Origin of the sequence: Mixta hanseatica (assembly GCF_023517775.1) — a bacterium.
Classification (GTDB): Bacteria; Pseudomonadota; Gammaproteobacteria; order Enterobacterales; family Enterobacteriaceae; genus Mixta; species Mixta hanseatica.
In genome coordinates this window covers 2448892-2472655 of the sequence record NZ_CP082904.1, presented here as the reverse complement: position 1 = coordinate 2472655, position 23764 = coordinate 2448892, and the positions used below count along the sequence as shown (strand labels likewise).

Sequence of the window (23764 nt, the reverse complement as noted above, 5' to 3'; positions counted from 1 at the left end):
GGGACGTTGCTACAAGCAGTTTATTAGGTTGTTATTACTGGGTAGAAGCATAGGATAAACCTCTGCTTGGGAAAGAGAATACTCTATGCGTTAACCGTAAGTTTTTGATTTGGATAATTAAAAAAAAAGGCTCATGGGTGTTCTGCTTTTTTTTGTGTGAAGCTGCTTAAAAATGTCCTTATATCTTTATCAAAAAGTGCACATTCTGCTAATAAAAAACTTTACTTACTTTGATTTGCAGACTTGAAATGGAAGGATGTTTATGGCTTGATCTAACATTAGAAAATTTGTTGAGTGTAATGTATAAATTACAGGCAAATCCCCTAAACTATTGATTATTAAACGGAATTCATGAGATGACACAGCAAGAAAGAAAAGTACTATGCACTATCGAAAAAGGGTATAGCTCAGAGAGGGATGAGCAAATTGGAAAATTAAGAGTTTATTTTGAGGTATTTGAGAATGGAGATATTTTACCTATAAATCAAATGGAGTTTTTTTGCGACACTGAGCAGGTTTTCGTTACAAGTGGATATTCTGATATAAAAGAAAGATTTAAAAATAATTTATTTGAATCCGTTTGTATACCAACTAATTTCGAACAGAAAGATGGTAACTGTAGATATGTCACCCGAGCAAGTTCCTGTGAAGAGATTAAAGGCTTACAGGTTTCTCAAATTTATGATGTCAGCTTACCTACTCCAAACGAGCCATCAATAGTCGTAGATGATATTCCTTTAACTAAAACATTACTCATTAAAGATGACAGCTTTATCTATGGTCCATTTGATTATACGAGTAAGTTTGACGATAAAACGGATAGCTACATTCTATCGCTTAAGTCGATTAATACACCCATAAGCAAGATACCACAGTATCATATCGGTAAAGTTGGAATACAAAAATGCATAGCTTATTTATCTAATGATAAAAGAAAACCTATTTTTTTAGCAAATATAAAGAAAGTGCTAGAAATTATAGATGAAGAAATAGATTTTATTACTGATGATCAAATATTATCAATATATGGAAATAAAATTGCCTTAAACGCTGATTTCAGATCTTTTACAAAAGGCACAATAGCTCAAATTAGAAAGCATTTCTCATCAGCAACAGAGTACCGAACTTTCCCTCAACGGTTTAATCGATTATTTCAATGCTTAGAAGATTCTTTAGTTTGGGATTCTACAAAAACGGAATTGATTCAAACGTTTTTAGGCACAAAGGAAGGAAAGCAAGTATTAGTAGATTATATATCACAGAATAGAGATGACTATTTTAAAGAAGAAAAAGCCAATTTCACTAAAAAGATGGAGGAAGAAACTAGAAAGCAAAAAAATGCATTTGATGAATTAAAAGAAAAGAAAGAAGCACTAGAGTCTGAAATTCGTAAAAAAACAAGAGAAAGAAATGATTTTGAAGTTAACAATGTAGGTGCTTTATCATCATTATCCGATGAAAACAGAAAGATCATTGAAAATCAAATAGCGAGTGAAAAAAGCAAACTAGATAATTTAATTAGTGAAGTGAAAAGTATAGAAGAAAAATATAGCAAGCTCAAAGAGTATGACAAACTCCATAAAGAGATTCAAATCTTAGAAGATGATCGAGACCGTGCCCGCGATAAAAAGAAACAAATGGAAGAGCAGGTTGATGAGGTTAGGGCTAAACTCAAGGAAAATAATGAAATATTAACCAGTCGTTTAGTTAAACTTAAACCTGATGTTGATGCTTTGTGTGGATTAAGGCCGCGTAATGCTGTACAGCAGCTCGATTATAATGTGCCTGTGAAAGTACATTACATTTCAAATGACATTGAAGATATTCGAGAGGATTTAATTGATACAGTTTTAGATTCTTTAAATAAGCAAGGTAGAAAAACTGATTATGCTACTGCTGCTAATATATTAACAACGATTTCTCAATGCCAATTTACTTTGTTTAGTGGGTTACCTGGGACCGGAAAAACATCACTCGCAAAAATGTTAGGAAACTGTCTAGGATTAGGCAATCGATTCTTGAATATTCCCGTTGCACGTGGTTGGACATCATCAAGAGACATTTTGGGTTTTTATAACGCATTGTCACAATCATTTTCTCCGGCTTCAACAGGGTTATATGAGTTGATCGAACAACTAAGCTCTGAAATTGATGAAAACAAAGAGGTAGCTGCTTCAATCATCTTACTGGACGAGTTTAATTTATCTCAACCAGAACATTATTTTAGTCCATTTTTAGAAATGGCTGATCCTGAGTCAAAAAGAGTTCTTACCACGGGAAATCCGGACAAGGCATATCTAAATATACCGGATTACTTGCGTTTTTTAGGTACGATAAATCAAGATGAATCAGTCCAATCGTTAACGCCAAGATTGCTTGATAGAGCAGCAATTATAAATTTTGATGATTTTGAACCAAACTATGAGATCAGTGTGGTTGGCTCTGAAAATATATTAGATGTTAATCCTGAAGCAATAAGTGGGAAGAAATTCATTGAAATATTTAAGGCTAATAGTTTAGAAGTTCCTGCGGATATTGAGAAGATATTGCAGTCAGTTGTTATGACTTTAAGAGACGATCGTCTTGAATATGGAAATCCAATAATAATTTCTTACAGGAAAATCAAAGCGATTAGGTCTTATTATAATGTTGCTGGGCCTCTGATGTCTATGGAGAGCAAATATCTCGGATTAGATTATGCAATATGTCAACATGTTATTCCTTTACTTAATGGTTATGGACAGGGGTTTGGGAAAAGGCTAGAAGCATTAATGCTCAACCTACCTGATGAAATGGAAAAATGTCATAGAATGTTGCGAAGAATTTTAAGCCATGGCAATCAAAATATGTTTAGCTATGGGCATAATTTATGATTAAGTGGAAGGTCTATATTAATTCTCTTGATGAAACTGCAAGTGTATATCTAGCGCACGGAGAAAAGATACAGGTGAAAGAGACCGATAAACTTGTATTTGAAGTTTGTATGGACACTGACGATTTCTCCTTACAGGGAGCGCCGACCGTTGTGGTCGGTGATATTCCCTTACTTATGACTTTACAGGAGAGTACAAAACAAGATTTTTATATTTTCTCATCGAAAGAGTTAATAAGCTCACATGGGGCTAGATATTTTTATAACTTTTTTGGAGAAAGTGAAGTTACATTGTACTTTGACAATACATTCTCAGACCCTATATCAACCACTTTTGATATATTAGCACGTAAAGAAAATGCAATAATAGCAAACGAAATGCTTTCTTTTTTAACAGAAAACCTTGATGATGCCCTTGCTATATGTTTTTCGCGCAGTAAGAAAGGAGCTGATTTATTAGGTGATGATGAGCATAAGTTCAATAAAATTGATGCAATCAATCAAGCCTTCGATTATCTGAGTAGTGCTGTACATCTTTTTTTACGGGAAAGAAAATCACACATTCAGACTGATCTGGTTTTGTCAGAAAACGGAGCTCCCACTGGCCCCGATTCAGTCTATTGGGCTCTGACCAACCTTGACCGGTTGTCGCCTGCAAATCAAGATAGCGTGAATATTTATTTTAATAATCGAGGCTTTCACTACGAACAATTACCAAAAGAAATATCATTTGAAGATTATGACGTTTACGAGAATAGAGTTATTAACACATTCTTAGTTAATGTGGTGAATTTTCTACATTCCTTAAAAAGTGAATACAGTACACGTGCTGAATTTCATGAGAGTCCCTCGCATAGTGATTATGTAAGGTTCGATCATACAATGGCAAAGTTTTCAAGGATGGTACTAGAAGTTAAAATAAAAGAAATTGATGCTTTAATTATTAAAGCAAGTGAATTAAGACGTGTTTATTTAAAGGTTATGCCATCTAAAATTAAAGTTTCCGCAGTACCTCGAATGACATCATATGTTGTGAAACATTCCCACTATAAAGAAGCATTTTCTAAAATAGAAAAGTGCTATAGGACGCATGCTCCAGATTTTTCTGATAACAAATTGCTCTTGGGACTGAAAAATCTTTCAATTATATATGAGTTAACTACTCTAATATTGCTTCACAGAGAAATAGAAAATGTCTTTCAGGCCTCGCTGACTGTTCAGAATTTTAGATCTCATGCAGAGTCAAATCCTTTTGGGGGTATCGACGCTGAGCGCCCTGAAGGAGTTATAAATAATCATTTTGTTTTTTCAAGTTCTGCTTTTCTTATCGATTTGCTTTATGAGGCTAAAATATATCCATATAGTGCCGATAGTAAACCCGGTGATTTGATTGATACGAGCAACACTAATGGTTCTGCTCTGTATGGGAAACATCACTTTTGCCCAGATTTTGTTATGAAAGTTACATCAAAAGATAAAGGTTTTACTTTCACTGCAATATTAGATGCCAAATTTAAGGATTTAAGTACTATCAAAGAGTATGATATGGATGCCCTTACCAATAAATATCTGATGAATATTCATTCGGTTGGTGATAATGGTAAGCTGAAAATATCATCAATTGACATGCTTATTATCTTGTTTGCTCATACGAAATCAGGCACGTTGTTAAGAAGAGTTGCCCCTCGTCATTGTTTAACGGGTCAACACCCTGTGTTTCCCCAGTCGACAGCGATTGCTCTTAATACAGTTGATGTTACATTGTTAAATGAGCATTTACTTGGCATAAAGAAAGTGGTTACAGGGATGTTTGGTATTGATTCAACATCTTAATACCTTGTCTCTGATGTTGATTTTAATTACTCGCTTATTCCCAAACCTCAATTATTCAGTGCTAGTTGGGGGGAGGGATACATTTTAAATACTTTTGATATCGATGCGTGTTATACATATTGATAGTTCTTTGCTGGCAATGCTGAATTTATCTACAAGTCTCCTTAAATATTAGGTTTAAAAATTTTAAATGCTGAAATTTATGCTTTATTGAAAGCGTATTAGACCGTATGGATGATGGAAATTAAATTGTTCTTGATGAAAAAACAACAAAAATTTTTGAGGGGTTAATATATGAATTGTAGAAGCAATCTACCCCCGTAGGCTCTTCGGTAAGCAATTCTTGATAACTAAGGTGCCACAAAATTGCCATAAAAGATGACACAAAGGCTTGACGCCATACCCACGCTCAGGCCAGACTACAAGCCACTTCAGGCAATCTTAATGCCGCACTACCATCGCTGGGTTCTTCTAAGACGTCGAGTCATGGGTTTTCCTTAAGGTGTAGAAACCTGAGTGATGCGTAGAGTAAGTCTGTATGTTCTGTTTATGATTATTGATGTTATTGCGGATTCATATTCCTTCCTGTTACTCCTGCATGCGGTGTCAGGCTGCGGTTTCTTTCTCGACAAATACAATACTGACACCCGATGCTAAAGTCACTCTTCAGTCGCGATGAAGGAAAAGTTCGTTGATAAGCGACAAAATTTATCGCGCCGGGGCGGCAGAGCAAGCAATGAAAAGCGGGCGTTTCCGGCGGTAAACTGCCTGATAAAACCGGCTTAACGCTGAACGGGAAATGCGTCGATCGCTTTATCCAGCCGCGAGGTTTTTAACGCCTCTTTCACCCGTTTCAGGTTATCGCGCAAGCTGGCGCCGTGATGCAGCGTAAAGCCAGTGGCCAGCACGTCGATTAACATCAACTGCGCCATACGCGACACCATCGGCATATAAATATCGGTATCTTCCGCCACGTCCAGCGCCAGCAGCAGAGAGGCCTCCTGCGCCAGCGGCGAGCCAGAGGCGGTAATGGCCAGCACCACCGCCCCATTTTCGCGCGCCAGCTGGGCCAGCTCCGCTAGCGATCGGGTACGCCCGGTGTGGGAAATCAGCACCACGACATCGCCCGCACCGCTGTTAATGCAGCTCATGCGCTGCATTACCACGTCGTCTGAATAAAACACCGGTACGTTAAAGCGGAAAAATTTATTCATGGCGTCATGGGCGACCACCGCTGAGGCGCCCAGCCCGAAAAAGCCGATTTTTTTCGCCGCTGCCAGCACGTCGACGGCGCGCTGAATGGCCTGCATATCCAGACGTTGGCGCACCTGATCCAGACCGGCCAGCGCCGACTGAAAAATCTTATCGCTATAGATTTCTACCGCATCATGTTCATCAATATTGCGGCTGACCCAGGGTGTGCCGGTCGCCAGGCTTTGCGCCAGCTGCAGTTTAAAATCGGGGAAACCTTTAGTTTGCAGGCGGTGACAAAAACGGTTGACCGTCGGATCGCTGACTTCAGCAGCGGCAGCCAGCGAAGCGATGCTGGAATGAATCGCTATTTCCGGCGCGGCAAGCACCACCGTTGCCACTTTGCGCTCCGATTTACTCAAAAAGGGAAGCTGCGACTGAATTCTGTCCAACATATTATTCATGCGGGAACGCTCATCAATTTTGACAATTTCATATACAGGTGCATCCAATGGCGATTTATTGCGAATATACCGCGCAATAGCCGCAGCATGGCAGCGCAGGTAAAACCTGACCTGACGTTTTTTGCCAGAATATGAGCTGTGTCTGATTTCGTTATGCAAAAGCCATAAGCGCTACAGGAAATAAAGCACGCAGGGCGTTGTTAAAGTGACCATTTATGGCAAAAGAAGCGGGTGCCGGTTTACCCGCATCGATCAAACACAGTACATTGTGCTGAAATAAAATTACAATAAGAGTCAAGTCAGTGAGGATCATCAGGACTCGACTCATCCTGCAACGAGGAGATAAGAATGGCGGTAACACAAACAGCCCAGGCATGCGATCTGGTTATTTTCGGTGCTAAAGGCGATCTGGCGCGCCGTAAACTTCTGCCTTCCCTGTATCAGCTGGAAAAGGCAGGGCAGATTCATGAGCAAACCCGCATCATCGGCGTGGGACGCGCAGAGTGGGACAAAGCGGCGTACACCAAAGTAGTACGCGAAGCGCTGGAAACGTTCATGAAAGAAAAAATCGACGAAGCGCTGTGGGATCGCCTCAGCAGCCGTCTCGATTTCTGTAACCTGGACGTGAACGATACCTCGCATTTCCCGCGTCTGGGCAAAATGCTGGATCAGAAGAACCGCGTAACCATTAACTATTTCGCCATGCCGCCCAGCACCTTCGGCGCGATCTGCAAAGGTTTAGGGCAGGCGAAGCTGAATGCCAAGCCGGCGCGCGTGGTCATGGAAAAACCGCTCGGCACCTCGCTGGAAACGTCGCAGGAAATCAACGATCAGGTTGGTGAGTATTTTGAAGAGTGCCAGGTATTCCGCATCGACCACTACCTGGGGAAAGAAACGGTACTGAACCTGCTGGCGCTGCGCTTCGCCAACTCTCTGTTTGCCAATAATTGGGATAACCGCACCATCGATCACGTACAAATTACCGTTGCGGAAGAGGTGGGGATTGAAGGACGCTGGGGCTATTTTGATAAAGCCGGCCAGATGCGCGATATGATCCAGAACCATCTGTTGCAGATCCTGACCATGATTGCCATGTCGCCGCCGTCCGATCTGAGCGCCGACAGCATTCGTGATGAAAAAGTAAAAGTGCTGCGTTCGCTGCGTCGTATCGATCATAGCAATGTGCGTGAAAAAACGGTGCGCGGCCAGTATACCGCCGGCTTTGTCCAGGGCAAAAAAGTGCCTGGCTATCTGGAAGAAGAGGGCGCTAACAAAGCCAGCAATACCGAAACCTTCGTTTCTATCCGCGTTGATATCGATAACTGGCGCTGGGCTGGCGTACCTTTCTATCTGCGTACCGGTAAACGCCTGCCGACGAAATGTTCGGAAGTGGTGGTCTACTTCAAAAATCCGGAAATGAATCTGTTTAAGGATTCCTGGCAGGAACTGCCGCAGAACAAGCTGACGATTCGTCTGCAGCCGGATGAAGGGGTGGATATTGAGATCCTGAACAAGGTGCCTGGTCTCGATCATAAACACAACCTGCAAACCACCAAACTGGATCTGAGCTATTCAGAAACCTTTAACCAGTCCCATCTGGCGGATGCCTATGAGCGCCTGCTGCTGGAAAGCATGCGCGGCATTCAGGCGCTGTTTGTGCGCCGCGATGAAGTGGAAGCGGCATGGAAATGGGTTGACTCCATTATTGATGCCTGGGCGGCAGATAATGAAGCGCCTAAGCCCTATCAGGCGGGTACCTGGGGACCGGTTGCCTCGGTGGCGATGATCACTCGCGATGGTCGTTCCTGGAACGAGTTCGAATAGTCCTGACTCTGCTAAGCCCGCGTAACGCGGGCTTTTTTTCGCTTTGAGCAGGGCCGTAAGAAAATTGAACCGCAGTTTCAAAAAATGATTAAGCGCGTGGACGCCTGAGGTAAAAATCAGGTATGGTATTGAGCGTTTCCTTTGCTGCGCGGATGTGCGCCATTATTGCCAGTGGTCGGAGAGTTCGCTGGCCTGACAGGAGAAAGTGCGATGAAAAACTGGAAAACAAGTGCCGAAGCGATCCTGACTACGGGTCCGGTGGTACCGGTTATCGTAGTGAATAAACTGGAACATGCGGTGCCTATGGCGAAAGCGCTGGTGGCGGGCGGTGTTCGTGTCCTGGAAGTGACGCTGCGCACGCCGGTGGCGATGGATGCGCTGAAAGCCATTATTCAGGAAGTGCCGGACGCTATCGTCGGCGCCGGAACGGTGATCAATACTCAGCAGCTGGCGGAAGTCACTGCGGCAGGCGCCCAGTTTGTTATCAGCCCCGGCATTACGGAGCCATTGCTGCAGGCGGCGGTGGAAGGCACCGTGCCGTTGATTCCCGGCATCAGCACCGTTTCTGAGTTAATGACCGGTATGCAGTATGGTCTGCGCGAATTTAAATTTTTCCCGGCGGAAGCTAACGGCGGTGTAAAAGCGCTGCAGGCGATCGGCGGGCCGTTCCCCCAGGTGCGTTTCTGCCCGACCGGCGGCATCTCACCAGCCAACTACCGTGATTACCTGGCGCTGAAAAGCGTGCTCTGTATCGGCGGCTCCTGGCTGGTGCCAAACGATGCGCTGGAAAGTGGCGATTATCAGCGTATTACTGAGCTGGCGCGTGAAGCAGTAGCTGGGGCTCGCTAAGCATACTGGCTCTCCCGCTGCGGGAGAGCCTATCGCGTTAACCGCTGACCTTGACCGCTGCCGCTGCGGCAACCGCGCGATTAACCGCGTCCTCAACGTTTTCCGCCGTGGCCAGCGCTACGCCCATCCGGCGTTTCCCGTCGATTTCCGGCTTGGCAAACAGCCGCAGCTGTTGCCCGGCGCCTAATGCCTTTTCCACTTCGCCATATCTGACGTTGCTGCTTTGCAGCTCCGGCAGAATAACCGCAGAAGCGGCCGGGCCATACTGACGAATCGCGCCTATCGGCAGGCCTAAAAAAGCGCGTACGTGCAGCGCAAACTCGGAAAGATCCTGTGAAATTAGCGTTACCATGCCGGTATCGTGCGGACGTGGCGAAACTTCGCTGAAAACCACCTCATCGCCGCAGACAAACAGCTCCACGCCAAATAAGCCAAAGCCGCCAAGCGCCGTTACCACTTTTTCGGCAATCTGCTGGGCGCGCGCTAATGCCAGCGGGCTCATCTGCTGCGGCTGCCAGGACTCACGGTAATCGCCATCTTCCTGACGATGGCCGACAGGCGCGCAGAAATGGATGCCGTCCACCGCGCTGACGGTGAGCAGGGTGATTTCAAAATCAAATTTTACCACGCCTTCGATAATAACTTTGCCCGCTCCGGCGCGCCCGCCCTGTTGCGCATAGGCCCACGCGCTGTCCAGCTGTGAGGCATCCCGAACAAAGCTCTGCCCCTTGCCGGAGGAGCTCATTACTGGCTTCACGATGCAGGGAAAGCCGATCTCTTCCGCTGCGGCGACAAATGCGGCCTGGCTGTCGGCGAAGCGATAGCTGGAAGTCGGCAGATCCAGCGTTTCCGCCGCCAGGCGCCGAATGCCTTCACGATTCATGGTCAAACGCGCCGCCTGAGCGGCAGGCACCACGCGCTGCCCCTGTTGCTCCAGCTCGATCAGCATATCGGTGGCGATAGCTTCGATTTCCGGCACCACGTAATCCGGACGTTCCTGCATAATTAGCGCTTTTAGCGCGGCGCCATCCAGCATGTTGATGACATGGCTGCGGTGGGCGACATGCATCGCTGGCGCATCGGCATAGCGATCGACGGCAATTACCTCAACGCCCAGACGCTGGCATTCGATCGCCACTTCTTTACCCAATTCGCCTGAGCCCAACAGCATCACACGCGTCGCGCCTGGACGCAGCGCAGTTCCAAGAATCGTCATAATACCTACCTGAAAAGTGAAGAGTAAAAACGCGCGCAGTATATACGAAAACGTTTGCGCTGACAGCTGTCGGGAAAGCTTGATCTCAGGAATTTGGCTGTTATACTGTATAAAAATACAGTATAACCCGAGGTGAGTCATGGCTGTTGAAACCAAATTTGTTGTGGTCAGAAAAGGTGAAGAAAAAATGACATTTGCCAGTAAAAAAGAAGCCGACGCGTACGACAAAATGCTCGATATGGCAGAAGCTTTTACTGACTGGCTGGTACAAAGCGAGCTGCCGCTGGAAGAAGCCCAGCTGGAAAACCTGGGTCTGTTCCTGGCAGAACAGAAAGATGCGGTGCAGCATATTTTGCGGACCAGCAAGCTGCCGGAAGCGCAGCCAGCCGTAAAAACGCCGAAAACCGCCGTTGCGGAAACCGACGCCGGCAAAGCGCAAGACGACGCGGGTAAAAAAGTCCGCGCGGTGAAGGCCGCCTGAGCCTCCCGCTGATTAACATTGCAGCCTGGCGAATATCAGCCACACTTTCCTGATAACCCTATTAAGCAGAGTGGCGTGAACGCTGTCGCGTTCATTTCCTCCTTTGCCGGCTAAGCAGGGCGATAGCGCGATGCGGCCGGGCCGCGTTTTCGGCGTACTGCCTGCGGCTGACGGTGCGAAACAGCGTCCGTCACGGCCCGTACCTCAACGCCTCACGCTGCGTCGGCCTTTTCCGACGCGGCGTTTTCCGCTATTTGCTCTCGCTTACGCTTCTTGACGTCCGGTGCTTCACACTAAGGCACATATCACAAAAGGAGAGTTTATGAGTAACTGGCTGCAGCAGGTGCAAAAAATGTTGAGCAATACGGCGATCGGCAACGCGGGCGCGAAAGCGCAGGGCGGCAGCGAAGGATTAAGCAAAATGCTGGCGCCTGGCGCGCTCGGCGGCCTGGCCGGCATGCTCATTTCCAGTAAATCTTCCCGCAATCTGTTAAGCAAATATGGCAAAAACGCGCTGGTGATCGGTGGCAGCGCCGCGGCTGGCGCGCTGCTGTGGAATAAATATAAGCAGCGCGTACGGGAGGCCCATCAGGATGAACCGCAGTTTGGTCAACAGGCGACGCCGGTGGATCAACGTGCGGAGCGGTTAATCACTGCACTGGTGTTCGCAGCGAAAAGCGATGGCCATATTGATGGCGAAGAGCGTAAGGCCATTGAGCAAAACATTCATCAGGCGGGTTACGGCGATCAGGCGGAAGCGCTGATTCAGCAGGCGATTAACCGTCCGCTGGATCCTCACTGGCTGGCGCAGGGCATAAAAAATGAGGAAGAGGCGCTGGAGCTTTACTTCCTGAGCTGTGCGGCTATCGATGTCGATCACTTTATGGAGCGCAGCTACCTGAAAGAGCTGGGCGACGCGCTGAAGATCCCGGCAGACGTGCGGGAAGATATTGAAAAAGATATTCGCGCCGAAAAAGAGCAGCTGCCATCCTGACCGCCGCAGTTAAGGCCTGTCGCATCCTGGCGACGGGCTGTCCGCCCTTCATCACCTGCTTTTTGCCGCTGCCGCTTGGCAATCATGGCCTTAGCTGCCAACCTTAAGGTATGTTTTTCTGAATACAGTAACCGTTATGATGCCACCGAAAGCGAAGAAAGTTCCTCATGAAATGACGCTGCATGACGATACGCGCGTCGATAATTACTACTGGCTGCGCGATGATCAGCGTGAAGATCCCGAGGTGTTGGATTATCTGCGCGCTGAAAACAGCTACGGCCATAAGGTGATGCTAACGCAAAAGGCGTTGCAGGATCGCTTATTGAAAGAGATGGTCGGGCGTATTTCGCCGCAGGATTACTCTGTGCCTTACGTGAAAAACGGCTATCGCTATCAAAGCCGCTACGAGGCCGGCAATGAGTACGCTATTTATTTCCGCCAGCCTGCGGAGACGGAAACGCCTGATGAGTGGGAAGTGCTGTTGGACGCCAATCAGCGCGCCGCCCACAGCGAGTTTTATACCATGGGTGCGCTCGATATCAGCCCCGATAACCGCATCATGGCACTGGCAGAAGACTTTTTATCGCGCCGTCAGTACGGGATTCGCTTCCGCAATCTGGAAACCGGCAACTGGTATCCCGAAGTACTGGAGAACGTCTCTTCCAGCTTCGCCTGGGTGAACGACTCAAAAACGCTTTACTATGTGCGTAAAGATAAGCAGACGCTGCTGCCGTATCAGGTATGGCGTCATAACGTCGGCACGCCGCAGCAGGATGATGAACTGGTTTATGAGGAGAGTGATGACACCTTCTACCTCAGCGTGCATAAAACCACCTCGGAACATTTTGTGCTGATTGCCCTGCACAGCACCACCACCACGGAAATTCATCTACTGGACGCAGAGTATGCCGATGCGCGTCCCCGCGTGTTCGTACCGCGTCGCAAAGGCCATGAATACACTCTTGACCATTATGATCACCGCTTCTGGCTGCGCTCAAACCGCGAAGGAAAAAACTTCGGCCTGTACCGCACCAGCTACCTGGATGAGTCGCGCTGGGAAACCATTATCGCGCCGCGCGATCACGTAGTAATGGAAGATTTTCAGCTGTTTCGTGACTGGCTGGTGGTTGAAGAGCGGCAGCGTGGGCTATCCAGCCTGCGGCAGATCTGCTGGCGTACCGGCGAGACCTTCGGTATCGCCTTTGACGATCCCGCCTATGTCACCTGGTTGGCCTATAATGCCTCGCCGGAGACCAGTAAGCTGCGCTACGGCTATTCATCGATGACCACGCCGACTACGTTGTTTGAACTGGATATGGATACTGGCGAACGGCGCGTATTAAAACAAACGCAGATTAACGGCTTTGATTCAGCGAACTATAAAAGCGAGCATCTATGGATTAAAGCGCGCGACGGCGTGGAAGTGCCGGTCTCGCTGGTTTATCACCGTCAGCATTATCAGCCGGGCAAAAATCCGATGCTGGTCTACGGCTATGGCTCTTACGGTACGATTATGGATGCGGATTTCAGCTCCAGCCGTCTCAGCCTGCTGGATCGCGGCTTTATCTATGCGTTAGTTCACGTGCGCGGCGGCGGCGAGCTGGGGCAGCAGTGGTATGACGATGGGCGTTTGTTAAACAAGATGAACACCTTTAATGATTTTCTGGATGTGACCGATGCGCTGGTGCAGCAGGGCTATGGCGATCCGCAACGGCTATATGCGATGGGCGGCAGCGCGGGCGGCCTGCTGATGGGTACGGTAATCAATCTGCAACCAGAGCGTTTCCATGGCGTGGTGGCGCAGGTACCTTTTGTGGACGTTGTCACCACCATGCTGGATGAGTCGATTCCGCTGACGACTGGCGAATATGATGAATGGGGCAACCCTAACGACCCGCAGTACTATCAATACATGAAGCAGTACAGCCCATACGATAACGTTACGGCGCAGCACTATCCGCATATGCTGGTTACCACAGGGCTGCACGATTCTCAGGTGCAGTACTGGGAGCCGGCTAAATGGGTCGCGAAGCTGCGCGAGCAGAAAGCTGATGAAACCCTGCTGCTGCTCTGTACCGATATGGATTCCGGCCACGGCGGTAAATCGGGCCGTTTTAAATCGTATGAGGGCGTCTCGCTGGAGTTTGCGTTCATCATCGGCCTGGCGCAGGGCACGCTGCACGGCAGCAGCGGTTTTTAATCCTCAACCTGATTAACCTGCTTTTGCAAGACGTTACGCAGGGCAGGTTTCAGATCGGGAATGGAATCAAGCATCCAGCGCAGGTAGCCGGGATCGCGTTTCGCCACATCCGCAATAGGGCGACCGCGATACTTTCCGAACGGCATCACTTCCGCTGCGGTTTGCTGCATGCGCGCAGCCAGCTGCGCGGCATCCCAGCCGGAGGTAGCCATAATGCGTATTAACAGCGCGGCGGTGACATAACAGTCATACAGCGCCCGGTGCGCATGCAGCTCGGCGGGCGGCGTAACATCCAGCTGCAGATGCTGACGCAGCGCCTGGTTACCGTAAGTTAAGCCGGGCCACAGCTGGCGCGCCAGTTTCATGGTACAAATCCATTCACCGTGCATTTCCGGCAGCATACGTCGATCGAAGCTGGCGTTATGCGCCACGTAATAAGGGCTGCCGTGATACCGGCTGATCAACGCCTCTATCGGCGGCTTGTTCGCCACCATCGCTTCACTGATGCGATGCACCGCCATCGCCTGACGGCTGATAGGCCGGTCCGGACGCACCAGATCGCTCATCGGATTGACTATCTGGCCATCAATCACATCAACAGAAGCAATTTCAACGATACCGCCCTGTAAACCACAGGTCTCAGTATCAATAACGCGTAGCATAAAGCCTCTTAGCGCTGACGCGCACTGTTATTTCTTCGGTTCCCAGGGCAGGCGGGAAAGATTAATCGAGGTTTGGCGATGATGCATCAAACGTTGGCGAAACCAGTCGCGTAGCGCTTCCGGCTGCTCACGTTCAACGATTTCCGCCACCACCGGCATATTGTACCGCTCTTTAAAAGCGACGCCAGCGGCGGCCAGATCAACATTCACTTTATCTTTTTCTTCCTGCGACAATGTTGCCAGGTTGTTAGACATTTTTTACTCCTCTGTATAAGCGCAGCACTGCCGGTTTTGAATAGCTGTTAATGCCTCGACAGGCTCCGGTGCGGGAGGTATGCTGCGGCCTCGTTGGTGACAACCACGATAGTTTACAGGATGAAATCATGTTGAAAACCCGCTTCTCTGCTTTACCCGGCGCAGCCGCCCTGGTATTGGCAGTTGCCTTTTCTCCGGCAGCGCTGGCCCATGCCCACCTGAAATCGCAATATCCCGCCGCGAATGCCAATGTCGAGGCGTCGCCGCAGGCGCTAACCCTGACTTTCTCTGAAGATATTGAGCCCGCGTTTAGCGGCGTAGATATCCTTGCGGCTAATCAGCAAGCGATGCCGGTAGCGGAAGTTGAGCGAGCGCCAAAACAGCACAATCAGCTTATTGTGCCGCTGGAGAAACCGCTTCCCGCCGGTAGCTATCAGGTAAACTGGCATGTGCTTTCGGTGGACGGTCACAGAACCAAGGGAAGCTACACTTTCAGCGTGAAATAGTGATGGCGCTGGAAACGCTGTATATATTCTGCCGCTGGGCCCACTTTAGTTCGCTGATGTTATTCACCGGCAGCGCCTTCTATAGCGCACTGCTGGCGCCGCGTCGTTATCAGCCGATACTAAGCCGACGCTTAATGCCGCTGCTTAGCGGCTGCGCCATTCTGACGCTATTAAGCGCGCTGGCAATTCTGGCGGCGCAGACCGGGCTGATGAGCGGCGACTGGCGCAATATTGCGCAGGCGCCGATCTGGTGGGCGGTGCTGCAAACGGGGTTTGGTCAGGCCTGGTGTCTGCAGCTATTGGCGGCGCTGCTTGCTTGTTTGAGCCTGGCGGCTGGCGGCAGGGCGCGCCAGCGTCTCCTGCTGCTCTGCGGGTTGGTTCAGCTTGGTGGTATGGCGCTGGTAGGGCATGCGGCGATGCTGGACGGCTGGCCCGGCGTGCTGCAGCGTTTCAACCAGGCGATCCATCTTACCGGCGCGGCCTTTTGGGCTGGCGGCCTGCTGCCATTACTGTGGCTGATGCGCGATGCGCGCCAGCCGCTGCTGCGTGATGCGGCTATTCGCACCATGATGCGCTTTTCGCGCTATGGGCATCTGGCGGTGGCGCTGACCTTGCTGAGCGGCATAATCAACACCGCTTTTATTGTGGGCTGGCCGTGGCCGGCAAATAATGATTACCGGCAATGGCTGCTAATTAAAATTGGGCTGGTGGCGCTGATGGTCTGCATCGCGCTGTTTAATCGCTACTGGCTGGTCCCGCGTTTTTCTATACCGGGCAGCAGGGCGCAATTATGGTTTGTGCGGGCAACGCAGCTGGAAATAGCCACAGCGATATTGGTGGTGGTCTCCGTGAGCGTTTTTGCCACGCTACAGCCGTAGTTAAGTAAGACAATAAGGTAACCTCATGAAAAAAATCATCGGACTATTACTGGCGATGGGATGCTGCACCAGCGCGCTGGCGGCATCGGAAATTATCACCGTCAGCCGTTTTGAAATCGGCAAAGATAAGTGGCCCTTCACCCGTGAAGAGGTGATGCTCACCTGTACGAAAGAGCATGCGCTATTTGCCATCAATCCCAGCACGTTGATGCAGTATCCGCTGAACGATGAAGCGGCGCACAATGTGAAGTCAGGTAAAGCTACCGCGCAGCCGATTTCAGTCATTCAGGCAGATGATCCGCAGCATCCAGGGCAAAAAGCCAGCCTGCAGCCGATTATCGATCGTGCCGAGAAATTGTGTAATTAATCCTGCCTGGCGCGGCTTTGCCGCGCTGATACGCTGTAGCTAACTTTGGCGCTAAACGATAGCGCCTTAATTCCTTTTTGCCGTTGATCTCACAGACTTAAACTCTTCCTTGCAGCCCATTTGCATCCGGCTGGACATTCCTCACGGCTGTTCTACGCTTTATAAGGCAAGGCGACATCGCCTGCATTAATGCCAACTTTTAGCGCACGGCTCTTACAAGAGCCATTTCCCTGGACCGAATATAGGAATCGTATTCGGTCTTTTTTTAACTTGTTGTTATGTAATTTATTTTTCGCGAATTTTCCGAAGATGTCCGAAAACTCGTATCCGCTTTAAATCATCACATATTCCTGACCACGTGAATCCAGATATTTCTTTGTCATAGAGATATTCTTATGAGCGAGTCATCGCTGTGCAAATTCCTCCCCATTCTCTGCCTCGTACAGCCGGCCAGAAAGCTTCTTATTTCATGAAAAGAGGGCGGATGCGGCCCGAACTGAAGACCACTCAAATCTCGCGCTTCTGCAAAAGCGCTGGTCAGGGCATCGTGTAAAACGGGGTCCGTTTATCTTCTGGCCAATTAATGCTAATCGTTATTAACGAACTTTGCGGTAAATGCACATCAGGGCCAAAGCAATAGCTGCTGACAGAACTGCCTTTGTACAGAGAACAGTAAATGCAAAATCGTCCATGGCTTCTTCGCCATCGCCATGTATGGGCATGTAATGACCAACGAAACCGTTAAGCCAGCTATCCAGAATCAAAACGATACCCGCAATTAACAAGATAAAGAACATTAAAATTTTCATCGTGCTTCACATTTTGAGAAATCAGGAACGCCGCGTACATCTATCCGGCCATAGGCCATCAACCCGTTTCCGCCCGGCACGCGAATTTTCTTCTGGTTCAGCACAGACCTTTTCAGCACCTGAAACTCTGAAGCTCTGTAAAAGGTTATGCAACCCCATAAGACTCCTGAGCCGTCAGTGTTTAGGGGGTGAAGCCTGAAACTACCGCGACGTATGCCGTTGACAAAGACATGGTCACTCATAGTCTGCGTGCTGTAGAGACCGAACCATTCAGAATGATGGTTTTTATAGAGATGTGCGATATCAATGGCTTCAGCGCGGATTCTGTTAAAGATAACCAACACCATAGCAATTCAGTTTTAATCTTTCCCATCCGGGGAAAGTTGCCCGTAGCCCATCATGCAGAGCTGCAATTCTGTTACTCCTGTAATCAGTCCTATCCAGGCGTCTCCGTTGAGCGCGGAGTATTACATTCCCGCGTTATCGACTCGCGGAACTGAATCGCCAGGCTAAATCTGGACAGCAAAATATCGCAGCGTTAGGATGAATTTCTTTGCAAAAACAGGGATGAGTTATGGATACGACAGAGCAACTTAACGGGAAATATTTTTTTGACGGGATGAATGTTGATAAAGAGGAGCTTCTTTACTGGCTTATCCTGGATGAGTTCCGAAAACAGTTTAATGATGCGATCGATATACTGGCTGTTGCCTCTATGCTGGTCAGCCTCCCTGTTATTCCTGTAAGCGGTAAACTGGGTGTTGGCATGGCGACAAAAGGGACAAGCCCGTTGTCACTGGTAAGCAGGACCCTGATTCGACAGCGATTTAAAAAAGGAAGAAGGACTATTACCTGGGCAAAAATGTTGCGGGGAGAGTGGGCCTACACCACAAGTGTTGGCGCTTATATTGGCCGCTGGTTGCCCTGGATAGGAGCGGTTCTGACCGCGTATGATTTGGCAATGATAACCCGGAATGTTATACACCGTTACAGGCTGATCGTAGGATAGGAAAATTTAAAATGGATAAAGCAGAACGCGTGCGGGCGCTTCTAAAAAAGCATTTCTGGGATATGCCTGATGAGGCATCGTTAAGCACAGGTAAAAAAACGGTGTTACCGGAAGATGCACTCGATTTTATTGAGGATTACGTAGAACAGTGTCAGGTTGATATGACGGGCTTTAATTTCCGTCGCTATTTTCCTAATGCCGGGATCCGCTTTCTTCCTAATGCAATATTGCCGGCTTATTTAAAAACTGACCATCACCAGCCGGAGCCACTGACGGTCAGTATGTTGATAACTTCTGCTGAGGCAGGGCGCTGGCTTTATAACCGTAAATGACCATTTAAAAAGGAATTAACAAACTCACACGGTTGGTGCTGCAGGCCAGTTGATATCAGGGGCTATCGCCGTAGCTTATCCCCTCGTAGCCTGAAAATGACCGAAACGGCTACCAAACATATGTATGAGCCCGGTCGCTATGTTCCTTCGCATATTCAGGAAAAAGCTATTCGTTACGGTAAGCGCACGGCAGATCCTCGCAAAGTTAAAGGGCTATAAAGATACGAGAATGAGATGTACAAGCTGTACCGTAAAAAAGCCATTGCCGGGTATAAAAAATACACTCTGGAAGTTGTGGTAAGGGAATCTGACTGGACGATTACCCACTTTATGTATTTTTAGGCCGCTGACAGGAACGCACCAATGTTTGATATTAAAAACGAAGAATTCACGTTTGCTATCTCTCCTTTTGAAAGGGTTGTCGATAACGAGATTGACCCGGAATATCCCCGCTGGGACTGGATTAAATCCTTTGTTGAATTCTCTGTTCCCGGCCTGAAAGCACAATTCCAGACTGAATTTACCGTGGGCGAGCTACAAATATTACGCGAACAGTTTTCTGCTCATCATGATGCGCTTATCGCCCAGCGTGAGATAAAGCCTTTTGAATTTCGCAGCGAATGTCATCAGCTGAATATGGTTATCAGAAAGGTTGCCGGTGCCGACGGTATAGTTATCGAATTTGACCTTCGACCTGAATCTCATGCCGACAGTGTACAGGTCAAAGGCGACTTCAGCCTTGATGAAAGCTTTTTCTCAGACATTCTTAAGCGATTAGATGAGATGATTGCATGGCAAAATTAGGCATGCAAACATTTAAAGTTTTCATCTATGGATCCCCGTCGTAACGGAGATTTTTTATTAAGGCTTTTTCGTCCAGGCAATATCCGTCGCGGCGGTATCCACAGCCTACACGTTCTGCACGTACTTCATCCACACAGTCAGCGAAGCTTTTTCCGCATCGCTGATAATGTCGATCCTCAGCTGCGTCTGCCACGCCTGCGTCGCGCTATTTGCCTCGGTGATACACGCGGTCTCTGCTGTGCTCACCGCTGCGGTCCGTTGTGCATCGCTGTCCGTTACCCATTTTTCGCCGTTCCATTTATCAAACACGGTTGCCGGTGCAGCTTGCGCACGGCCAGCGGATTCGCTTTGGCGGTGGCGCTGAAGCTCAGAATTTCAGTGCCGAGGCTCGCCGGGTCGTCGGTCACGGCCAGGCCGAGCAGATACGCCTCGCCGGTGCCGCACTTGGTTGCGCAGCCGATCACTATCACAGTAAAGCGGAAAGCTGGCGGGATACCGCGCATCGTTACCAGCAACTGGCTGCCAGCCAGGGCGAAACAATCGCAACAATGAATGAACGTCAGCGATCACTGGCCGCCCTCGATGCAAAATACACGCAGGATTTAGCCGATGCACAAAATCAGATTGCTGCTTTACAGCGTGCTGTTGCCGCTGGCCGTAAGCAGCTGCAGCTCAACGCGTGTTGTCCCGCCGCGTCAGCAAATAAGCCTACCAGCACCGCCAGTGTGGATGATGCAGCCGGCACCCGACTTACTGACGCCGCTGAACGAAATTATTTCAATCTCAGAGAGCGGATCGAAACAGCAACAGGGCAGATAGCAGGATTGCAGGACTACATCAGGCAGCAGTGTCTGAGATAACCCCTAATTTCTTGATACGACTACCTCGGCGGGCGGTGGGGCGAATAACACCCGCAGCATAAGCGCTGGTCGGCCCCAAGCCTAATCCTGCCGGTGGCTTATGCGGACAGCCGGAAAGACGGCAAACAATATCCGTTGGCTCTGTGCGTTTGGACTGCTCTAAATTACAGCGGTACTATCAAAAAATACGCAGCTAAAAGGATGAGCGTTATGGATACCACAGAGCAGCTTAACGGAACTTATTTTATGGTGGCCTGACGAACCTCATAGCCGGGGAGCTTTTTTCTGGATCATGGTTGATGTCACTGCCGAGCATTTTACTGGTGCAAAGGATGTAATCGCTGTGGCAGCGATTTACAGCGGGCAAAACACTATTCAGGTTAAAGGGAAATTTAACAAAGCCACGCCGGGAACGAGTTACGCGTCAAAGTATTCTCGTAAGCTTCTGAAAGGGTACATGCTGCCGTTTCAGTTACCCACCTGGATTCAGAATCCTGCCAATCCATTTGAAGTTAAAAGGGTAATGACTTACAGACTGGCTACGTTTGTAGGACGAACTATCCCTGAATCGCCACGGGTTTAACAGACACCTCAGAGTCTTAAGATGGCTTAAAGAGAGGTGCCCATGAGCGGTAAGCGTTATTCCGAAGAGTTTAAAATTGAAGCGGTAAAACAAGTTGTTGATCGCGGTCATACTGTTTCCAGCGTGGCAACACGTCTCGGTATCACCACCCACAGTCTTTATGCCTGGATAAAAACTTATGGCCCGGATTCCTCCACCAATAAAGTCCAGTCAGATGCTCAGGCTGAGATCCGACGGCTCCAGAAAGAGCTGAAGCGGGTTACGGACGAACGGGACATATTAAAAAAAGCCGCGGCGTACTTCGCAAAGCTGTCCGACTGAGGTACGCCTTCATCCGTGACAACAATCGTGGCTGGCCTGTCCGCCTGCTCTGTCGGGTACTGGATGTGCATCCGAGTGGGTTTTACGCCTGGCTCCGGCAGCCGCATTCACGACGGTATCATGCTGACCTGAAGCTGACGGGGCAGATCAGGCAGTTCTGGCTGGAGTCGGGCTGCGTTTATGGTTATCGCAAGCTCCATCTCGATCTGCGGGATACCGGACAACAGTGCGGCGTAAACAAAGTCTGGCGGTTAATGAAACGAGTCGGGATAAAGGCTCAGGTCGGTTACCGAAGCCCACGGGCGCGTAAAGGCGAGGCCAGTGTCGTGTCGCCCAACAGGCTCCAGCGACAGTTCAATCCGAAAGCACCAGATGAACGCTGGGTAACAGACATAACTTATATACGAACTCATGAAGGCTGGCTGTATCTTGCCGTGGTTGTTGATCTGTTCTCGCGCAAAATTATCGGCTGGTCAATGCAATCCCGAATGACAAAAGATATTGTCCTGAATGCGCTACTGATGGCCGTGTGGTGACGTAATCCCCGGAAACAGGTGCTGGTTCATTCTGATCAAGGTAGTCAGTACACAAGCTATGAGTGACAGTCGTTCCTTAAATCACACGGGCTGGAGGGCTGCATGAGCCGTCGCGGTAACTGTCATGACAACGCTGTTGCAGAAAGCTTTTTCCAGTTGCTGAAGCGTGAACGGATAAAGAAAAAGATCTACGGAACGAGAGAAGAAGCCCGAAGCGATATTTTTGATTACATCGAAATGTTTTATAACAGTAAACGTCGGCATGGTTCGAGCAATCAAATGCCACCGACTGAATACGAAAAGCAATATTATCAACGGCTCGGAAGTGTCTAGATTATCTGTGGCGATTCCGATATCGACTATTCCGGATGGAGTGAAAATGAAAAGCGAGTTATTAAAAATCATTACTGGTGGACATTAAAAGAGCTTAAAGATACTAACGAAACTATCTTTCCCCACGATTTAATCATCGACATACTCTGCAGAGATTTGTCCTACCCTACTGAACTCAGTGCATTGAAAGACTCTTGATGCCGGATAGTTAAAGCCGGTAAAACATTAACGTCCGCTTCCGGCACAAAGCGGACATTAACTTCAATCGGATATCATCATTTTGTCGGAAACGCTCTAAAAATGAATGGTTCAAATTACAAAAGTGCTTAGATTTCAAGTGCAGCAAGGATTACGGCTTCCATTTTCTCTGGGGTGGAAATCGGTGCAAAACGCTTGAGTGGTTTGCCATCGCGTCCGATCAGAAACTTAGTAAAGTTCCATTTGATCCGCCCGCCCAGTACGCCGGGCAATTCATCTTTCAGGTAACGAAACACCGGGTGCGCTAAGGCGCCATTGACCTCCACTTTCTCGAACATCGGAAAGCTCACACCATAATTGATGTGGCAGGTCTGCGAGATTTCGTCTGCGCCGCCGGGTTCCTGCTTACCGAACTGGTTGCAGGGAAAACCAAGCACCACCAGCCCCTGGGCGGCATACTTCTTGTAGAGCGATTCAAGGCCTGCGTATTGTGGCGTAAATCCACAATGGCTGGCAGTATTGACCACAAGAACCAGCTTGCCAGCATAGTCGGCCATAGGGATGAGCTGGCCACTCAGACTAGTGGCAGTAAGTTGATGAAAAGTGGTCATGTCGAAATCCTCAAAATTACTCACATTGCAGATTCGTTGTGTAAGACAGGACAATTGCCTGTTGATCATAATTGCACATTTTCCACGTCCGCTATTGGTAAGAGCGGACATGCGTGCAGGGCAAGGTCCGCTGTGAGCAAGAAGCGGACATCCATGAGATCCTTCCGTTTCGTAATAAGGGGTTCAATTGAAGTCAGGCGAGCGTTTTCACAGGCTTCATTAGTTATGCCGCCTGGGTTTTCCTTATAAAAACAGTCTTAGCGTATCAAGTGCGCCCACAACTTTACATCTCTACGCAAAAGAAAAACTGACGATCCTGTCGGTATCACACCGTTGTGCTATAGATCACATTACCTTTACAGCGAACCGGGAAACGGTTATGGCTTTGGCATTGAAAAAGGATTTACTTGTAGGAGCAGTACTGGTTGAAGTGCTTCGTCAACATCCAGAGATTGAGTTACCAGGGACTTTTGTGGATGCGGTTATAGAAATGAGTACTGCTTTGTGCGAAAAATTCCCGTGCGATGAAGATAGTACCGCATCAGGTAACTAAACCGGTCCGGTGACATGGACAGGTATCTGCAAAATATTAAGGCTCGCTTCGGCGGGCCTTTTCATCTTCGCATCGTGGCATATGCGCTATTTCTAGTTAGATGATAAAAGAAAGAACCAGAGGCACTGAATATTACTGAATATGGCCTCTGTTCAGTTGTTGCTGTGATCATCACTGCTGAATACACCATCCTGTTAATATCTGGATAATAGAAAACCCGCCT

General features: G+C 48.5%; 23 protein-coding genes and 3 pseudogenes. 17 read left to right on the top strand and 9 right to left on the bottom strand.

Translation table 11 applies throughout. The features are described 5' to 3' along the window. Positions 1 to 356: 356 nt before the first annotated feature. Both K6958_RS11930 and K6958_RS11925 read left to right on the top strand, forming a co-directional pair. Positions 357 to 2873, top strand: coding sequence for a DUF8727 domain-containing protein (locus K6958_RS11930; protein ID WP_249891311.1), 2517 nt, complete (start codon positions 357 to 359; stop codon positions 2871 to 2873). After that, positions 2870 to 4705: a hypothetical protein gene (locus K6958_RS11925; protein ID WP_249891310.1), complete on the top strand. Its 1836-nt coding sequence runs from the start codon at positions 2870 to 2872 to the stop codon at positions 4703 to 4705. Before K6958_RS11930 ends, K6958_RS11925 begins: the two co-directional genes overlap by 4 nt. Positions 4706 to 5487: 782 nt before the next feature. Here K6958_RS11925 and K6958_RS11920 read toward each other — a convergent pair. Next, positions 5488 to 6360, bottom strand: a complete 873-nt coding sequence (locus K6958_RS11920) for a MurR/RpiR family transcriptional regulator (protein WP_249891309.1) — start codon at positions 6358 to 6360, stop codon at positions 5488 to 5490. 348 nt (positions 6361 to 6708) lie between these two features. On the opposite strand from K6958_RS11920, the gene zwf reads away from it, so the two are divergent. Continuing rightward, on the top strand, positions 6709 to 8184 hold the full coding sequence (gene zwf / locus K6958_RS11915) for a glucose-6-phosphate dehydrogenase (protein WP_249891308.1): 1476 nt from the start codon (positions 6709 to 6711) through the stop codon (positions 8182 to 8184). A 210-nt stretch (positions 8185 to 8394) separates the two neighbouring features. Then, positions 8395 to 9033 (top strand): bifunctional 4-hydroxy-2-oxoglutarate aldolase/2-dehydro-3-deoxy-phosphogluconate aldolase, encoded by a 639-nt coding sequence (locus tag K6958_RS11910; protein WP_249891307.1) that lies wholly within the window; start codon positions 8395 to 8397, stop codon positions 9031 to 9033. Between the two features lie 37 nt (positions 9034 to 9070). On the opposite strand, the gene purT is transcribed toward K6958_RS11910, so the two are convergent. After that, the gene (gene purT, locus K6958_RS11905) at positions 9071 to 10249 is read right to left on the bottom strand and encodes a formate-dependent phosphoribosylglycinamide formyltransferase (protein ID WP_249891306.1); all 1179 of its coding nucleotides are present in this window, start codon (positions 10247 to 10249) and stop codon (positions 9071 to 9073) included. Between the two features lie 139 nt (positions 10250 to 10388). Between purT and K6958_RS11900 the strand changes: the two genes are divergently transcribed. From K6958_RS11900 to ptrB, 3 genes are all read left to right on the top strand, one after another. Continuing rightward, the gene (locus K6958_RS11900) at positions 10389 to 10730 is read left to right on the top strand and encodes a YebG family protein (protein WP_249891305.1); all 342 of its coding nucleotides are present in this window, start codon (positions 10389 to 10391) and stop codon (positions 10728 to 10730) included. A gap of 322 nt (positions 10731 to 11052) precedes the next feature. Beyond that, positions 11053 to 11724, top strand: coding sequence for a tellurite resistance TerB family protein (locus K6958_RS11895; RefSeq protein WP_249891304.1), 672 nt, complete (start codon positions 11053 to 11055; stop codon positions 11722 to 11724). Positions 11725 to 11860: 136 nt separating this feature from the next. Next, positions 11861 to 13924 (top strand): oligopeptidase B, encoded by a 2064-nt coding sequence (ptrB, locus tag K6958_RS11890; protein WP_249891303.1) that lies wholly within the window; start codon positions 11861 to 11863, stop codon positions 13922 to 13924. On the opposite strand, the gene exoX is transcribed toward ptrB, so the two are convergent. Both exoX and K6958_RS11880 read right to left on the bottom strand, forming a co-directional pair. After that, complete coding sequence (exoX, locus tag K6958_RS11885) at positions 13921 to 14586, bottom strand: exodeoxyribonuclease X (RefSeq protein ID WP_249891302.1); 666 nt, start codon at positions 14584 to 14586, stop codon at positions 13921 to 13923. The two genes, ptrB and exoX, sit on opposite strands and share 4 nt — an antisense overlap. Positions 14587 to 14613: 27 nt before the next feature. Next, positions 14614 to 14841 carry a DNA polymerase III subunit theta gene (locus K6958_RS11880; RefSeq protein WP_249891301.1) on the bottom strand — a complete coding sequence of 76 codons (228 nt, stop codon included), beginning with the start codon at positions 14839 to 14841 and terminating at the stop codon, positions 14614 to 14616. 128 nt (positions 14842 to 14969) lie between these two features. Here K6958_RS11880 and yobA point away from each other — a divergent pair, with 128 nt between their 5' ends. The 3 genes from yobA to K6958_RS11865 are packed head-to-tail and all read left to right on the top strand — an operon-like array spanning position 14970 to position 16592. Beyond that, complete coding sequence (yobA, locus tag K6958_RS11875; RefSeq protein ID WP_249891300.1) at positions 14970 to 15347, top strand: CopC domain-containing protein YobA; 378 nt, start codon at positions 14970 to 14972, stop codon at positions 15345 to 15347. A gap of 2 nt (positions 15348 to 15349) precedes the next feature. Next, positions 15350 to 16225 (top strand): copper homeostasis membrane protein CopD, encoded by an 876-nt coding sequence (copD, locus tag K6958_RS11870; protein ID WP_249891299.1) that lies wholly within the window; start codon positions 15350 to 15352, stop codon positions 16223 to 16225. Positions 16226 to 16250: 25 nt separating this feature from the next. Next, complete coding sequence (locus K6958_RS11865; RefSeq protein ID WP_249891298.1) at positions 16251 to 16592, top strand: YebY family protein; 342 nt, start codon at positions 16251 to 16253, stop codon at positions 16590 to 16592. A gap of 596 nt (positions 16593 to 17188) precedes the next feature. Here K6958_RS11865 and K6958_RS11860 read toward each other — a convergent pair. Next, on the bottom strand, positions 17189 to 17401 hold the full coding sequence (locus tag K6958_RS11860) for a hypothetical protein (protein ID WP_249891297.1): 213 nt from the start codon (positions 17399 to 17401) through the stop codon (positions 17189 to 17191). Next, on the bottom strand, positions 17398 to 17748 hold the full coding sequence (locus K6958_RS11855; protein WP_249891296.1) for a tlde1 domain-containing protein: 351 nt from the start codon (positions 17746 to 17748) through the stop codon (positions 17398 to 17400). Before K6958_RS11855 ends, K6958_RS11860 begins: the two co-directional genes overlap by 4 nt. Before the next feature lie 227 nt (positions 17749 to 17975). On the opposite strand from K6958_RS11855, the gene K6958_RS11850 reads away from it, so the two are divergent. The 3 genes from K6958_RS11850 (at position 17976) to K6958_RS11840 (ending at position 19546) form a co-directional block, all read left to right on the top strand. Next, positions 17976 to 18410 carry an STM2901 family protein gene (locus K6958_RS11850; protein ID WP_249891295.1) on the top strand — a complete coding sequence of 145 codons (435 nt, stop codon included), beginning with the start codon at positions 17976 to 17978 and terminating at the stop codon, positions 18408 to 18410. Positions 18411 to 18421: 11 nt separating this feature from the next. Further along, on the top strand, positions 18422 to 18742 hold the full coding sequence (locus tag K6958_RS11845) for a DUF1493 family protein (RefSeq protein ID WP_249891294.1): 321 nt from the start codon (positions 18422 to 18424) through the stop codon (positions 18740 to 18742). Between the two features lie 363 nt (positions 18743 to 19105). After that, positions 19106 to 19546 (top strand): WapI family immunity protein, encoded by a 441-nt coding sequence (locus tag K6958_RS11840; RefSeq protein ID WP_249891293.1) that lies wholly within the window; start codon positions 19106 to 19108, stop codon positions 19544 to 19546. Positions 19547 to 19651: 105 nt separating this feature from the next. On the opposite strand, the gene K6958_RS11835 is transcribed toward K6958_RS11840, so the two are convergent. Together K6958_RS11835 and K6958_RS11830 are read right to left on the bottom strand one after the other, a co-directional pair. Further along, complete coding sequence (locus K6958_RS11835; protein ID WP_249891292.1) at positions 19652 to 19855, bottom strand: tail fiber assembly protein; 204 nt, start codon at positions 19853 to 19855, stop codon at positions 19652 to 19654. A gap of 11 nt (positions 19856 to 19866) precedes the next feature. Then, a pseudogene (locus tag K6958_RS11830) lies at positions 19867 to 19983 on the bottom strand (GPO family capsid scaffolding protein); the annotation flags it as partial. Here K6958_RS11830 and K6958_RS11825 point away from each other — a divergent pair. From K6958_RS11825 to K6958_RS11815, 3 genes and pseudogenes are all read left to right on the top strand, one after another. Further along, a complete protein-coding gene (locus K6958_RS11825; protein ID WP_249894671.1) occupies positions 19969 to 20406 on the top strand; it encodes a lysis protein in 438 nt (145 codons plus the stop codon). The pseudogene K6958_RS11830 and the gene K6958_RS11825 overlap by 15 nt on opposite strands. A gap of 210 nt (positions 20407 to 20616) precedes the next feature. After that, positions 20617 to 20971 (top strand): annotated as a pseudogene (locus K6958_RS11820) (STM2901 family protein); the annotation flags it as partial. Positions 20972 to 21031: 60 nt separating this feature from the next. Next, positions 21032 to 22179: pseudogene (locus tag K6958_RS11815) on the top strand (IS3 family transposase). Positions 22180 to 22505: 326 nt separating this feature from the next. On the opposite strand, the gene K6958_RS11805 reads toward K6958_RS11815, so the two are convergent. Continuing rightward, positions 22506 to 22988, bottom strand: coding sequence for a glutathione peroxidase (locus tag K6958_RS11805; protein ID WP_249891290.1), 483 nt, complete (start codon positions 22986 to 22988; stop codon positions 22506 to 22508). A gap of 379 nt (positions 22989 to 23367) precedes the next feature. Here K6958_RS11805 and K6958_RS11800 point away from each other — a divergent pair, with 379 nt between their 5' ends. After that, positions 23368 to 23541: a hypothetical protein gene (locus K6958_RS11800; RefSeq protein ID WP_249891289.1), complete on the top strand. Its 174-nt coding sequence runs from the start codon at positions 23368 to 23370 to the stop codon at positions 23539 to 23541. Positions 23542 to 23764: the final 223 nt, after the last annotated feature.